This is a genomic window from Streptomyces sp. NPDC058864, assembly GCF_042742985.1.
Lineage (GTDB): Bacteria > Actinomycetota > Actinomycetes > Streptomycetales > Streptomycetaceae > Actinacidiphila.
The window spans coordinates 1-14,039 of sequence record NZ_JBHYMQ010000052.1 but is presented as its reverse complement, the minus strand read 5'-3'; the positions used below and the strand labels follow the sequence as shown (position 1 = coordinate 14,039).

Here is a 14,039-nt window from a genome sequence, read left to right as displayed (position 1 = left end):
CGCGCCGGGCCCCGGGCCCGGGGGGGGGGCCCGGGCCCCGCTACTGCGCCCCCCCCGGCCGATCGCCCGGCCGCGGCCGCCCAGGGTGGGGCCCCCCCCGCGGGTTTTTCGGTCGGGGCGCCCCACAGACGGCATGCCGCTGCTGCGATGCGTCCGGTGGCGGCCTGCAGGCTCTTGCGGTAGCCACGAGGAAAAGGGCTGCCCCAGGGATCAGGTTCTCCGGAGAAGTGTGACCTCAGGCTTCTCGTCCCTGTTCCGGTCGGGTGCTCGATCTCGATCAGGAGTATCCATGGCTCGCGGCTACCCGGGCGCACAGGAGGCATCCCCCCGTCCGGCGGCCGCGGACATCCTGCGCGGTTTCGGGCGAGGACCCCTTGGCGCCGCCCACCTCGTTGGAATACTCCGAATGTACCGGTCGAGGTGGCGAGCTGCCGCTTTCGGGAAGGGCACCTTGCTCGCCGCCGCCTGGCCGCCCTCGCCCTGGCGGCGAACCGGTCGGCGCAGGCGGCCGCGTAACAGACCCTCAGCCGTCGGACGGTGAGCGCGCTGCAAGGGCGGCGAGGGCTACGGCTGCTGTCACCCCGGCCCAGGCGACGGGACCGAGCGGGGTACAGCCGAAGAACTGGCTCACGCCAGGGGTCTGGATGACCGCGATGAGCGCGGCGGCGGAACCGAGAACCGTGAGCCACACCAGGGGGCTGTGACGGCGACCGGTCACGGTCTGCGTCAGCTGGGCGCCGACTACCCCGCACAGCGCCATGGTGCTGGTGCGCCGGGCGCTGCCGGGGGTGACGGTGCCGACCAGCCAGGCGGCCGCGGCGCCGAGCGCGGTGAGGATGCCACGATGACGGATCTCCCGGGCCAGGGGCGCGCCCAGGGTTCCCAGCCCCAACGGTGCGGTGCCGGTCCGTGCCGCGCCCTGTTCCGCGTCGGCGCTGGTGGCCACAGCGCCTTGCGGGGTCACGGCGACCGCCATGGCCGGGAACATGTCCGTGAGCAGGTTGACCAGCAGCAGTTGCCGGGTGGACAGCGGGGACGCGCCGGAGACCAGGGTCCCGAACAGGGAGAATCCGATCTCGCCGGCGTTGCCGCCGATCAGGACGGTCAGCGCGTCGGCGACGCTGTGCCACAGGGCGCGACCCTCGGCGACCGCCTCGATCAGCGCGGAGAGTTCGTCGTTGACGATGACCAGGTCGGCGGCGTTGCGCGCGGCCGCGGAGCCACGGACGGCGATGCCGACGCCGACGTCGGCGGCCCTGATGGCGGCCGCGTCGTTGGAACCGTCGCCGACCATGCCCACGACGCGTTCGGATTCCCTGAGGGCCTCGATGACCTGGAGCTTCTGCTCGGGGGCGACGCGGGCGACGACGCCGCAGTCGCGGACGAGCTCCGCCCGTCCGGTGCGGTCACGGGCGGCCAGCTCGTCCCCGGTGACGACGGAGACGTCCTCGGGCCAGCCCAGTGCGACGGCCACGGCCTTGGCGGTCTCGGGGTGGTCACCGGTGAGCATCACCGGTCGTACGCCGGCCTGCCGGAGGCCGGAGATCAGCGCTGACGCGTCGGAACGGGGCGTGTCCGCCAGGGCTATGAAGCCGGTGAGCCGCAACTCATGCTCTTCTAGGGGACTTTCCAGCGCGCCCTCGAACTGGTCCGGCTGCAGTCGGTGTTCCGCGACAGCCAGGACGCGCAGGCCCTCCGATGCCAGCCTCCGGGCCGTCTCCATCGTGTCGTCGGCGTCGGGGCAGAGGGGCAGCACCACTTCGGGGGCGCCCTTGACCACGAGCAGCGGGGTGTCCTCCGCGTCGTGACCGGTGGCCGAGGCATAGCCGCGCGAGGCCTGGAAGGGCTGGGTGTCGCCGGGGGTCCACTCCGGGTCGTCGCCCGCAGCCTCGAGGACCGCGCCGTCGGTGGCGTGGGCGTGTACGCCGTGGTCGTCTCCGACCAGAGGGCAGGTCCGGGCTGCCTGCCGCAGGATCGCGTGGCCGTCCGGGGAGTCGTTGCCGTGGTCGCGCCCGTCGGGGTCGGCGGTGCGGACCACTCGGAGCCGGTTCTCGGTGAGGGTGCCGGTCTTGTCGAAGCACATGGTGTTCATCCGCCCGAGCGCCTCCAGGGTGCGCGGGGTGCGCACCAGCACTCCGTGCTCGGTGAGCCTGCGGGCGGCGGCCAGTTGGGCGACGGTGGCGGTGAGCGGCAGCCCTTCGGGCACGGCTGCGACGGCGACGGCCAGCCCTCCGGCGACGGCTTGCCGGACGGGGGTGCCGCGCAGCAGCGACACTCCGGTCACCGCGGCTCCGCCTGCCAGGGTGAGGGGCAGCACGGTGGAGGTCAGTTCACGCAGGCGGGCCTGGACTCCGGGGGCGGGCGGCATCCGTGCGGCCAGGTGGGCGGCGCGGCCTGCCTCGGTGTCGTCTCCGGTGTCGACCACCACGGCACGGCCATGGCCCGCCACCACGGTGGCGCCCTGGAAGACCATGCAGTCGCGGTCGGTCACTGGTACCCGGGGGGTGGCCTCCACTTGTTTGAGGGTGGGCAGGGACTCCCCTGTCAGGGAGGATTCGTCGACCTCGAGGTCCTCGGCTTCGAGCAGCCGCGCGTCGGCGGGGATCACGTCGCCGGTCTGGAGGTCGATGATCTCCCCGGGGGTGAGCCGTCCGGCCTCGACGGTGCGCGTGTCGCCAGTGTCCGGGTCGACCACCCGGCGAGCTTGCTGACGCTGGCTCACTGCCAATGAGGCCAGGGCTTGTTCGGCGCGGAGGCGCTGGATGCCGCCGACGAGAGCGTTGACGCCCATGGCGCCGGTGACCAGCAGGGCGTCGACGGCCGAGCCCAGCAGAGCGGAAGCGGTGGCCCCGACGGCGAGTACGGGGGTGAGGGGGTCGTCCAGCTCGGCGCGGACCGCGCCGGCCAGACGGCCCGTCAGGCGCAGGGGCGCGGCTACGGGTGACGCGGCCACCGCCTGGCCGAGGCGCCCGGCCGCCGACCGGGCACGGGTCGTCTCCTGGCGCAGCGACCGTTGCGTCTCCCGCAGCCGGTCGATGACCTCCTGGGGTTCCAGAGCGTGCCAGGGCACGCGCGGCCGGGGCCGCGGGACGTCGTGGCGCAGTACGTGCCGGGCGCCGCGCCAGCCGTCGACGAGGGCGGCCGCCGCGGCGGCGTTGACCGGGCTCAGTCGCAGCCCCACGCGCCAGGCGGCGCGCCGTCCCCGCGAGCCGCGGGTGAGCACCATAAGTTCCGAAAGCGCCGCTCCGGCCTCGGCCAGGATCTTCGCGTGCCGGGCGGCGGCGTGGGCGCCCGGCACGGCGGCCAGCAGCCGCCACACGCCAGCCAGGTCGTCCAGGACGAGCGCGTCCGCGGCCCACAGCACGGCGCTGCTCGCATCGACGACGGTCACGGCCACGTCGCTGCCGAGCAGTCCCGTGGGCACGTCGTCGTCGGGTCCGGTACCGGGGGCCACCCGGGCCACCGTGAGCACGATACGCCGGGACTGCCGGAGTTGGCGGACAAGCTCCGCCAAGGTGACGTCCTCAGAGGTGAGTTGGTCGGCGAGAGCGCCGAACTCGCCGAGGGTCCCGTCGTCGGCCACGACCACGTGCAGGCCGGCCCGGCGGGCCACGTCCAGCACCGCCTCCGCCAGCGGGTCGACTTCCCGGCCGACGAAGACGGTGCCCACCTCACGGTTGTCCTGGTCGAGAACGGTCATCTGCCCGGTGCGGGTGCCGGGGGCGGTGCCGGGAGCAGGTCGCAGACGCACCTCGCGGTCGGAGCCGGATTCACCGTCCGCCGGCTGCTCGTCCTGGTCCCGGAGCGTGGCCGCGGCGGCATGCGACAGCCGGTCGTGGTCCCAGTCGTCGCCCCGGGGGGTGACCTCCAGGAGGGTGCGTTTGCGTCCACTGATCACGGAGTGGTGCAGCACGATCGTGTCGACCAGCTCCAGCTGCCGGATCCGTTCCAGGTCCCGTACGAGCACCTTGCGACGGGCCAGGCCGGTGCCCAGGGCGGCGGTGAACGCGACGGGCCCGTAGCGGGCGGCCCGAGGCGAGGCGGCGAGCACCGCCTCTGCGGCCTCGGCGCCGTTGCGGGTGAAGGCCAGCGTCGCAGCCGCACCCAGAAGCCCTCCGGTGACGGCCTGGTCCGCGTACTGCTGCGCGGGCAGCACGTGGAGGCCGGGCCGCCGCACCCGGGGCGCGGGCAGGCTCTCTCGCTCGGGCGCGCACAGCTGGTCGTGGACCTCGTCGAACAACGCGGAACGCGCGACGGATTCGATGAGCTGACCGGCGCGCAGGGCCGCGTCCAGCATGAGAGCCGTCGGGGACTGCCCGAAGCCGTGGGCGGCGGCGTAAGCGGCGGAGAGGACCACGTCGGTGGCCGGTGTTCCCAGCCTGCGCTGGAGCCAGGTCCGCGGTCGGGAGTCCTCGCGCAGCGCCGTCACGGCCGCGGTCACCATGCGCGGGGAGCTGGGCAGGCGCAGTACCCGTGCGGCTGTCGCAGTGGCGATCCCGGCCACATCGCAGCCCAGGGCGGCGGCATGGACGCGAGCCCCAGGGGCCTGGCCGGGATGGTTGTGGTCCAGTACCGGTTCCGCGGGTTGCTCCAGTTGGTGGGCGTCGGCCAGTTCCACCGCCCGGCCCGCCACGGTGTCGGCCACCGCGTCCTGCGCCAGTTGCACCACCAGCGATTCGAGGCCGCCGTCCCAGTACGCCGCCAGCACCTCGGGGTGTTCGGCCAGCGACCGGGCGACCTTCTTCGCCGCCGCCTCCACCTCGCGGCGGTCCAAGGCCACGCCGGGGCGTGCCCGCAGAGGAATGTGCAGGCGGCGGTCGCCAACCCAGCAAGAGCCTGCGGTGACCGCCTGCTGGGTGGCCCGTCCCAGCCGCACTGCCCCGCGTGAGGCGGCCACGGCGCTGCGCACTGCCGCGCGCACCCCGGCATCCGCGAGCGGGACCACGTGACGCGCGACGCCTGTGGGCGCGCTCGCCGCGAGCCGCAGGCCCGCGGCGGGTAGCCCGATCAGCAGCCCAAGCCCGTCCAGCGGCCTCATGTGTCGGAGGCCTTCGCCTTCTTGCCTTCCTTCGCCTTGACCTTGACCTTGCTCGGCCCGCCCTCGGGAGTCGGCAGCTCATAGGGATCGGTCATCGCTGCCGGCCCCTTCTCGGCCATGGGGGACTCGCGCGTCTCCGCCGCTGACATGTGCCCCTGCGCGTGGGATTCGGACGGAATCCGCGTCTCCGGCGGCATCATCGCGTCCTGCATTTCCGGCGCACCCTGCGCGGCCTGCGCCTGGGCCTGGTCCTGCACCGGCGCCTGGGCCCGCTTCGCGCCCGGCCGCTGCTGCGTCAGCCACACCGCGGCCGCACCGGCGGCCGCGACCGGCCACTCGACGACCCCGGCAACGCCCAAGAGCCCGGCCCCGGTGTAAGCGGCCACTCGCCGCGTCCTCGGCGACACCACCCCTACCGTGTCCAGTACGTTGTCGACGGCCCCCTTGACCGTGTCCGCCCCCGGCAGGCGCTGCGCCGTGGACTTCATCGTGTCGAGGGGATGCGCCACCGCGTCCATGACGGCGGAAGATCCATTACGCCCACGTTCATCCATCTTTATCACCTCATATACGTGCTGCCCGGAAATGCCAGGCTGAACAATCCGCACCCAGGCGGCCACGCACGGAGGCCGCGCGCGCGCCGACGGTGTCGCACGATGGAAAGACAGCGAAGCAGCCGCCGCTCAGGAGTCGTCATCGTGGCCGTGAACCCCATCAGCGTGATCGTCTTCGACGTGAATGAAACGCTCAGCGACATGACACCCCTGGGCGACCGTTTCGCAGAGGTCGGCGCGTCCGCCGACCTGCTACCCCTCTGGTTCGCCGGGATCCTGCGCGACGGTTTCGCACTGACAGCCGCCGGTGGATACGCGGACTTCTCCGAGGTCGCCACGGAAAACGCGCGTGTCCTGCTCACCGGGTTGAGCGACTGGACCGGTGACACGAAGGCCGCCGCCCACCACGTGGTCGAAGGATTCGCCGCGCTCGACCTGCACCCGGATGTGCCCGAGGGCGTCCAGATGCTGCACGCCGCCGGCTACCGACTACTGACGATGACCAACGGCTCCCAGGCCACGACGCAGCGGCTGCTCGACAGCGCCGGCCTGCTGAAGCATTTCGACGCCCTGCTCGACGTCTCGGAGCCGCGCTGCTGGAAGCCCTCTCGGGACGCTTACCTCCACGCCACGGACAGGGCAGGCGTGCGGCCCGCGGAGGCGATGCTCGTGGCCGTGCATCCCTGGGACATCGACGGCGCGCGACGCGCCGGCCTAGCGGGAGCGTGGCTGCGAAGGGGACGCGCACACTACCCCGGCGTCATGACACCGCCGGACTGGGTAGCGGAGAACGTGACGGAACTCGCAGGGAAGCTCATCGAGGCACGCAGCTAGGAACCCCGTTCAGGGCCGTCGGCTCCGCCGGCCGCGCCGCAAGGCCGAGCCACTGGGCGCCTTGCAGAGCCTCTCCGCCGATCTGGGGGCCGGTCTCGGGCCAGACCGCCCACCTGATCCCGGTCAGCGTCGCTGGGCCTCACGAAGGGGGTGCCACTCAAACAGGAGGATGGTTGCGTCGTCGCCCAGGCGACCTTTCTGCGAGTTGAGGATGGCGTGGACCAGACGCCTGAGCACTTCAGGGGCGGGCTCGCCCGCCGCAGCCGTGCGGTTGATGTAGTCGATGAAGCGTTCCTCGCCGAACGCGTTCCCGGTCAGCCGGGCCTCCGTGACGCCGTCGGTGTACAGCAGGACCCGGTCGCCCGGCTCCAGTCGCGCCTCATGCACCCGTCGTTCCTGGGCTGTGCCGAAGCCCGAGCCCAGCGGCAGGTCGGCCTCCCGGTGGAACGCCCCTGGCACCAGGGCGTGCTCGCGCAGCAGGTACGGGGGCGGGTGCCCGCAGTTCACCCATCGCAGACGGCCGGTGGTCATCTGCAGTTGGACGAAGATGCCGGTGGCGTAGCGTTCGGGGAAGAGCCGCTGGAGGTGCTCGTCGATGGTGTCCACGATCTCGGGCAGGTCGGCACCGGAGCGGCGGGCGTTGCGGCAGACGGCCAGGGTCACGGACGAGGTCAATCCGGCGGCCAGGTCGTGACCCATGGCGTCCACGACTGCGGCATGCAGGATGCTCTCGCCCACCGAGTGGTCGAAGGCGTCGCCGCCGACCTCGTAGGCCGGCTCCACGACAGCACTGGAGGTGACCAGGGCCGTGCCGATGGTGCGGGGTGGCAGGAACGCCCACACCATTTCCGCGGCAACCCCCATGGGGGCGGCACGCTGGGTACGGGCCAGTCGGTCGCTGTAGGTGCCTTTGGTCACCAGCGCCATCGCCATCAAGGCGGCCACTGACTGGCAGCGCCGGACGGTGGCGGCGTTCAGCACGCCCGTCTCCACGCGCAGCACCCCAAGCCGTTCGACGCCGTCGATGATCGGCACGAACAGCACCACGCTGTCTTGCTCGCCCGGCTGAATGCGCAGAGATTCGGACCGGTACGCCGCGCCGGCCAGGCTGGCGTCGATGGGCAGGTGCCGAGGCGGCCTGCCGCCGCTTTCGTCGGTCAGCGCCTCGAGCACGTTCTGCTGCAGGTCGGCCACGTAGATGGTCGCCTCGTCGAGCCCCAGGTCCGCGTAGTGCTCCTGGATGAGGTGCGCCAGCCGCCCCGGTTCCGTGCGATGTAGCGCGTCCAGCAGCGTGTCCATGACCGGATCGCTTCCCCTGACACCCATCACGTTCCGCCGATCTGCGACGACATGTCTCCTCCATCACAGCCGAGGCAGCTCGTCACTGCATCCGCTCCCGATCATGCGGGGCCAGCGGTCAGGTACGTGGCGATCCGCTGGCCCCATGTGCGGACGTCCTTGCGGGTCCGCGACACGTGCAGCTCGGAGTGGGGCAGGAGGTGGTGCAAGGTTTCCGCTGTCGACAGGGGATGGCCCGGGTCGTCCGCCCAGGTCAGGATGAGTACGGGCTGGAGCAGGGACGCAATGGCTCCGGGTGCAGGAAGGTCGGTCTGCGCCAGGCCGCGGAGTACGGAGGGCAGCACCGCATCCACCGGGGTCGGCGGGAAGGCGGGTACATCGGCCACGACCGCGGGACCCTTCCGCCTGCGCCTTTCGGCAGCCCATGCCTCCGCTCCCTCGTGCGCGATCCTCTCGGCGGAGCGGAGGTTGTTCCGCGCGTAGGCCGTCCGGGTGTCCCACGCTGTGGGTGGGAGGAGGAGCACCAGCCGGGAAAAGCGGTCCGATGCGCGGGTGGCGGCGTGCAGCACGGTTCCGCACCCCATGGAAGCGCCCATGGCTGCGACCGGTTCGACCGGGCCCAGGTGATCGAGCAGAGCGAGGAGATCGCCCGCAAGGGAGGCGTAGGTGTAGTCGCCGTCGACGGCACCCCCTGTGGAGCGGCCGTGGCCGCGCGCATCGTAGCGGACCAGGCGGCGCCCGGCGTCCAGGACCGGACGCCAGTCGAACAGGCCCATGCGGTCCTCCACCGCGCGGCTGACGAAACCGCCGTGCGCGTACACGGCGAAGGGCCCCTCGCCCTCGCCGGACACCTCCAGAGCCAGCTGTGCCCCGCGGTGGACGAATCGGCGTTCGTTGAAGGCGTGCTGCATGGCGATCCGGGCTTTCTCCGGGTGGCCTCCGGCCAGGCGGGATGCCTACGGATCCCACCTGCCCTCCCTGAGGGGCGTCATGCCACCTGGCACCCGGGGGTGACATCCGCCGCGAACGGCGGACATCCCACCCGGCACCGTTTGCCCGCGGGCGGCAGCGGTTACCCGGAGGCGACAGGGTTTCCGAGGACGAGCAGGAGTTCGCCATGGCCAACGAGCCGGGCCCGGTGAAGAAGATCGTGGACAAGGTCATGGAGGTGGGCGCCGAGCTCACTCCCGCGGGGCGGGCGGAGATCCCCGGGGTGCCGACGAGCATGCCCCCGACAGTGGAGGAACCGGTCGAGCCGCGCGCGCCGCTGCCCGCCAAGCCCGACCAAGGCGTTCCCACCCCGCTCAGTGCGACGGGGCGCCCGGACGGCCCGTCCAAGACCGTGCGGGCCCAGGACGGGGCGTTCCTCACCACCGCACAGGGCGCGCGCCTGCCCGACACTGACCATTCGCTCAAGGCCGGGCCGCGTGGTCCGGTGCTGCTGCAGGACCACCACCTGCGCGAAAAGGTCATGCACTTCGACCACGAGCGGATCCCGGAGCGCGTGGTGCACGCCCGGGGCGCCGCCGCGCACGGCGTCTTCCGCGGCTACGGCACGGCCGCCGAGGTCTGCAAGGCGGCCTTCCTCGCCAAGGGCGTCGACACGCCGGTCTTCGTGCGGTTCTCCACCGTCCTGGGCTCGCGCGGCTCCGCCGACACCGTGCGCGACACCCGCGGGTTCGCCACCAAGTTCTACACGTCCGAGGGCGTCTTCGACCTGGTCGGCAACAACATCCCGGTGTTCTTCATCCAGGACGCGATCAAGTTCCCGGACATCATCCACGCCGGCAAACCCCACCCGGACCGGGAGATCCCGCAGGCGCAGAGCGCCCACGACACCTTCTGGGACTTCGTCTCCCTGCACACCGAGGCCACCCACCACACCCTGTGGAACATGTCCGACCGCGGCATCCCGCGATCCTTCCGCACCATGGAGGGATTCGGCGTCCACACCTTCCGCCTGGTCAGCACCACCGGCGCCACCACCCTGGTGAAGTTCCACTGGAAGCCCAAGGCAGGCGTGCACTCCCTGGTGTGGGAGGAGGCGCAGATGATCAGCGGCATGGACCCCGACTTCCACCGCCGCGACCTGGCCGACGCCATCGAGGCGGGCGCCCATCCGCAGTGGGAGCTGGGCATCCAGACCTTCCCCGACACCCCGGAACAGACCTTCCAGGGGATCGACCTGCTGGACCCGACGAAGATCGTCCCGGAAGAACTGGCACCGGTGCAGCCCGTCGGGCTGCTCACCCTCAACGCCAACCCCACCAACTTCTTCGCCGAGACAGAACAGGTCGCCTTCCACGTCGGCCACCTGGTGCCCGGCATCGACATCACCGACGACGCCCTGCTGGCCGGACGCCTGTTCTCCTACCTCGACACCCAGATCACCCGCCTGGGCGGCCCCAACTTCCCGCAGATCCCGATCAACCGGCCCCACGCCCCGGTCAACGACATGCTGCGCGACGGCTTCCACCAGGACGCGGTGCACACCGGTGTCGCCCCGTACAAGCCCAACTCACTCGACGGGGGCTGCCCGTTCTTCGCCGGCGCCGAGGACCATGCCTACATCGAGCACCCCACCCCGATCGCGGCCGGCGCAAAGGTGCGCGAAGCCTCGGCCTCGTTCGACGACCACTTCAGCCAGCCCCGCTTGTTCTGGCGGAGCATGAGCCCGGCCGAACGGGAGCACATCGTCGCCGCCTACACCTTCGAGCTCGGCAAGTGCTACGAACAGGCCATCAAGAAACGCACCCTGATGGTCCTGGCGAACATCGATCCCTACCTGTGCCGGCAGGTCGCGCAGGGTCTGGGCCTGCCCGCCCCGGAGGCTTCGGAGCCGCTCGCCGACGTACAGCCCAGTCCGGCGCTGTCGCAGGTCGGCCGCACCTGGCCGACCGCCGGGCGGGTCATCGCCATCGTCACGGACGGCACCGGCGACCTGGGCGCCGTGGACACCGTCCGCCGCTCCGTGCTGGCGGGCGGCATGGTCCCGCTGATCGTCGCACCCACGGGCGGCACGCTCATGGCCGAGGGCGTCGATCCGATCACCGTGCAGCGCAGTTTCGCCACCGCGCGTTCGGTGGAGTTCGACGCCCTGCTCCTGGCCGGGGCCCCCGGCCCGGCCGCCGACGCGCAAGGCGGCCGCGACGCCAAGGCGGGTGCCCCCGCCCTGGCCCCGGCGCCGGTCGACCCCCGCATCGTGCTGATGCTGCAGGAGGCCTACCGGCATGCGAAGCCGATCGGAGGCTGGGACGACGCGGCTCCGGCGTTGCGGGCAGCCGGCGTCCCCGACAATGCGCTCGGCGTCGTCACCGGCTCCGCCGGCGAAGGGGTGCTGCGCGAGGTCACCGCGCTGCTGGGCGCCCACCGCGTATGGGACCGGTTCCCCGCTCCCGCGGAAAGTGGGGCTGTCTGAGCGTTTCTCTGGTCACGAGCGTGGGTCGCCTCAGCCGGTTCCTTCCGGCCGAGGTGGCCCTTCGCGGGCCGATGGCTGGATGGCCCTGGCCGACAGGCTCACCGCCATGCATCCGCCTGCGGTCCGCGCAGCGGCGATATCGCTTTGCTCCTGCTGCAGCGCGTCGGCACGGCGGACGACTGGAGGGCCAAGTTGATGTCGCGCTGCTGACAATGAGCTGGCACCGCCACACCACCAGGGACGGAAACCAGCTCATTGAGTTGAAGGCCAAGAGAGGCAATGGCCTCCGGATTACTCCCTCACTTCCTCCAGCTTGCACCCTTCGAGATCCGGCTGCACGGCGTGCACCGGCAGAAGCTGTTGATCAGCACGGCGATAACCAGATGATCGACGCCTCAGGGCCGATCTTCAGGGCCGGTGCGACAGCGCGGAGAGCCGCGGCCGCCGCGGCGGCTTCCGGAAACGGCTGACGGTCGGGACGGCGCCGCCTACCAGTAGTGCTTTCGTCCGCCCACGCTGTGCCCCACGGCGCCCAGCACCCAGAGGACGAGCCCGATGATCACCAGGATGATCCCGATGGTCCACAGGATCGAGATCCCGGTGAGGAAGCCGATGATCAGTAGGATGATTCCCAGGATGAGCACGATGCCCTCCAGTGGTCGGCGGCGCCACGGCCGCATGGCCGTGACTGAACGCTGTGCTCGAATCTCTGACCCACACGGACCAGCTGGTCTGAGCTACTTCCCGAGCGCGCGCTGCAGTTCCGCCTTGTTCATATGGGAGCGGCCGTCGACGTTGCGACGCTTGGCCTCCGCGTAGAGCTGGTCCCGGGTGGGGCCTTGCGAACCCTTTCCGGACCGCTGGCCGCCGCGGCGCCCAGAGGACATATCCTCGGTGGAACTACGGCTGGCGGTCTTGGACTCGCCAGCGCGAGCCCGCTCTTTGTTGACAGTGCGCGCGGCGATCTCCTCGGCCCGCTTCTCGCTCTCCCCGCGTTGTTTGGCGCTGTCCTTGATGTGCTCGTACTGTCGTTCGCGTTTGCGGCTCGATCCTGCAGGCATCTCGTTCACCCCTAGGTGATCAAATTGAGGCCATTGATGATCTGCTACCCGTCATCGTCACTGATATTTCTAGGAAGAGCAGTGATCCCAGCCGACCTCAAAGCCACTGTGAGGTACTGGACACGACGGCTACGGAGGGGAAGGACTCAAGAAACATGCCTGCTGCGCGTTACTCCACGCGCGTGACACACACAGAATCCCGCGGGCGGCCCCAGGAATAACCCGAACCAGGCGAAGGCTGACCGCCCGACTGCGGTGCGCACACTCTCAAAGGTGTCGGTTACTGACTTTCGAGCGGTGATGTCGTTGGGGGCTGACGGAGCTTGATCGTCGCGGTATGCCGGTTGTGTGAGGTATCCGCAGGGTGGTGGGCTGACGCCTGAACGGCAGGCGTTTCGTGAGCGGATCCGGATGGAAGCTGCCGAGCGGTTTGCCGCTGGCGCCTCCAACGCGGAGGTCGCCAAGGACTTACGGGTGAGTGTGCGCTCGGTGCAGCGATGGCGCCGGGCCTGGCAGGATGCCGGCATCGCAGGGCTGCGGTCGTCCGGTCCGGTGTCGCTGCCGAAGGTGAGCGACAGGCTGTTCGCGGTGCTCGAGGAGGAATTGGCCAAGGGTCCGGTCGCGCACGGCTGGCCGGACCAGACCTGGACGCTGTCACGGATCAAGACGCTGATCGGCCGCCGGTTCCACAAGAGCCTCACCCTGTCGGGCATCGCCCTGATGCTGCGTCGCCATGGCTGGAGCCATCAGGTTCCGGCCCGGCGAGCAGTGGAACGCGACGAGGACCGGGTGACCGGGTGGATCAAGGAGACGTGGCCGCAGGCGGAAGCACCGCGGCGGCGCTCGGGGCCTGGCTCGTCTTCGAAGACGAAGCCGGATTCTCGATGGGCTCAGTCAAGATTTTCGTGAAGCGATGACGCGGCGTCATGCAAGGAGGACTCGTTTACGGAGAAGCGGGAGGCTTGCACGTCCGTACATCTGTCGTTTGAGCATCTTGATCCGGTTCACGTGGCCTTCGACGGGGCCGCTGCTCCACGGCAGGGTGAGGCCGGCCAGGACAGCGTCCCAGTCGCGTTCGAGTCCGTCGGCAAAAGAGTGCAGCTGCGGCAGGTCGTCGGCATGGACGGCGCGGATCCAGGCGGCCAGGTCGGTGCCGGTTCGGTCGCAGATCATGCGAGCGAAGGCATGCACGTGGCCGCGCAGTGCGGCCAGTTCGGCGCATCGGGACAGGACGTCTTCGAGTTGTTGTTCTTCCTCAGCTCGTAAGCGCCCGGGGTGGCGGGTGATCCAGCGGGTGAGGTCCTGCGGTTTTGGCGGCGGTGCAGGTGCCGCCTTCGCGGTATCACGCAAGGGACGCAGGAGGCGGCGCACGGCTTGCGGTGTGCGTCCTGGGCAGCCCTGGGCCTGAATCTCACGGAAGAGGGCGGAGGCGTTGGTGCATCCCTGGTTCCAGCGGCTGATCAGGTAGGGCCGCCAGGCGTCCAGCCGGGTGGTGCGGATGGCCCGGTCGGCGAGGGCTTCGGGGTTCTCACAGCGTGCGTAGCGGCGGGCGGTGTGACGGGCCAGTCCGAGTTCGCGTCCGATGGCGCTGATCGTCCATCCCTGGGCAAGCAGGTCCTGGACGGCCCGGTATCGCTCTCTGGTGCGGGTGACCAGCCATTTCTCGGTGCCGGTGTCGGGGTTGAGAGCGGGGTCGGGAGGTTCCTTTATGGGCGTGGGCTCGGATTGCGGGGGCTGCGACGGTGTCAGACAGGAGCGATGGGTGATCACGGTGCGTTCGACCGTATGGGCCAGGTTGTCCCACAGGTGCCAGGCGTCGGCGACCTGACGGGCTT

9 protein-coding genes and 1 pseudogene are annotated in these 14,039 nt (G+C 70.9%); 3 read left to right on the top strand and 7 right to left on the bottom strand.

All coding sequences use genetic code 11. The features are described 5' to 3' along the window. Positions 1–523: 523 nt before the first annotated feature. Both ACFW3D_RS30110 and ACFW3D_RS30105 read right to left on the bottom strand, forming a co-directional pair. On the bottom strand, positions 524–5,038 hold the full coding sequence (locus ACFW3D_RS30110) for a cation-translocating P-type ATPase (protein WP_500509284.1): 4,515 nt from the start codon (positions 5,036–5,038) through the stop codon (positions 524–526). Further along, positions 5,035–5,556: a hypothetical protein gene (locus ACFW3D_RS30105; RefSeq protein ID WP_500509282.1), complete on the bottom strand. Its 522-nt coding sequence runs from the start codon at positions 5,554–5,556 to the stop codon at positions 5,035–5,037. The genes ACFW3D_RS30110 and ACFW3D_RS30105 overlap by 4 nt, the downstream gene beginning before the upstream one ends. A gap of 180 nt (positions 5,557–5,736) precedes the next feature. Here ACFW3D_RS30105 and ACFW3D_RS30100 point away from each other — a divergent pair, with 180 nt between their 5' ends. Further along, the gene (locus ACFW3D_RS30100; RefSeq protein ID WP_500509279.1) at positions 5,737–6,426 is read left to right on the top strand and encodes a haloacid dehalogenase type II; all 690 of its coding nucleotides are present in this window, start codon (positions 5,737–5,739) and stop codon (positions 6,424–6,426) included. 123 nt (positions 6,427–6,549) lie between these two features. Here the strand turns inward: ACFW3D_RS30100 and ACFW3D_RS30095 are convergent, their stop codons facing one another. Next, positions 6,550–7,725 carry a PP2C family protein-serine/threonine phosphatase gene (locus ACFW3D_RS30095; protein WP_500509277.1) on the bottom strand — a complete coding sequence of 392 codons (1,176 nt, stop codon included), beginning with the start codon at positions 7,723–7,725 and terminating at the stop codon, positions 6,550–6,552. Between the two features lie 101 nt (positions 7,726–7,826). Continuing rightward, positions 7,827–8,636 carry an alpha/beta fold hydrolase gene (locus tag ACFW3D_RS30090; RefSeq protein ID WP_500509275.1) on the bottom strand — a complete coding sequence of 270 codons (810 nt, stop codon included), beginning with the start codon at positions 8,634–8,636 and terminating at the stop codon, positions 7,827–7,829. Positions 8,637–8,842: 206 nt separating this feature from the next. Between ACFW3D_RS30090 and ACFW3D_RS30085 the strand changes: the two genes are divergently transcribed. Continuing rightward, positions 8,843–11,143: a catalase gene (locus ACFW3D_RS30085; RefSeq protein ID WP_500509272.1), complete on the top strand. Its 2,301-nt coding sequence runs from the start codon at positions 8,843–8,845 to the stop codon at positions 11,141–11,143. A gap of 488 nt (positions 11,144–11,631) precedes the next feature. On the opposite strand, the gene ACFW3D_RS30080 is transcribed toward ACFW3D_RS30085, so the two are convergent. Together ACFW3D_RS30080 and ACFW3D_RS30075 are read right to left on the bottom strand one after the other, a co-directional pair. Next, complete coding sequence (locus ACFW3D_RS30080; protein ID WP_089228969.1) at positions 11,632–11,787, bottom strand: DUF6131 family protein; 156 nt, start codon at positions 11,785–11,787, stop codon at positions 11,632–11,634. Between the two features lie 93 nt (positions 11,788–11,880). After that, positions 11,881–12,204 carry a plasmid stabilization protein gene (locus ACFW3D_RS30075; protein WP_500509400.1) on the bottom strand — a complete coding sequence of 108 codons (324 nt, stop codon included), beginning with the start codon at positions 12,202–12,204 and terminating at the stop codon, positions 11,881–11,883. A 348-nt stretch (positions 12,205–12,552) separates the two neighbouring features. Between ACFW3D_RS30075 and ACFW3D_RS30070 the strand changes: the two are divergent. Continuing rightward, positions 12,553–13,098, top strand: a pseudogene (locus ACFW3D_RS30070) (helix-turn-helix domain-containing protein); the annotation flags it as partial. A gap of 30 nt (positions 13,099–13,128) precedes the next feature. Here the strand turns inward: ACFW3D_RS30070 and ACFW3D_RS30065 are convergent. Then, positions 13,129–14,039 (bottom strand): ISL3 family transposase (locus ACFW3D_RS30065; protein WP_500509270.1); only part of this gene is annotated, 911 nt, incomplete at its 5' end.

What these genes read in the sequence shown, in the direction of transcription:
- ACFW3D_RS30110 (WP_500509284.1), bottom strand. Translation starts at nt 5,038, where the DNA reads ATGAGGCCGCTGGACGGGCTTGGGCTGCTGATCGGGCTACCCGCCGCG.
- ACFW3D_RS30105 (WP_500509282.1), bottom strand. Translation starts at nt 5,556, where the DNA reads ATGGACGCGGTGGCGCATCCCCTCGACACGATGAAGTCCACGGCGCAG.
- ACFW3D_RS30095 (WP_500509277.1), bottom strand. Translation starts at nt 7,725, where the DNA reads ATGGACACGCTGCTGGACGCGCTACATCGCACGGAACCGGGGCGGCTG.
- ACFW3D_RS30090 (WP_500509275.1), bottom strand. Translation starts at nt 8,636, where the DNA reads ATGCAGCACGCCTTCAACGAACGCCGATTCGTCCACCGCGGGGCACAG.
- ACFW3D_RS30085 (WP_500509272.1), top strand. Translation starts at nt 8,843, where the DNA reads ATGGCCAACGAGCCGGGCCCGGTGAAGAAGATCGTGGACAAGGTCATG.
- ACFW3D_RS30075 (WP_500509400.1), bottom strand. Translation starts at nt 12,204, where the DNA reads ATGCCTGCAGGATCGAGCCGCAAACGCGAACGACAGTACGAGCACATC.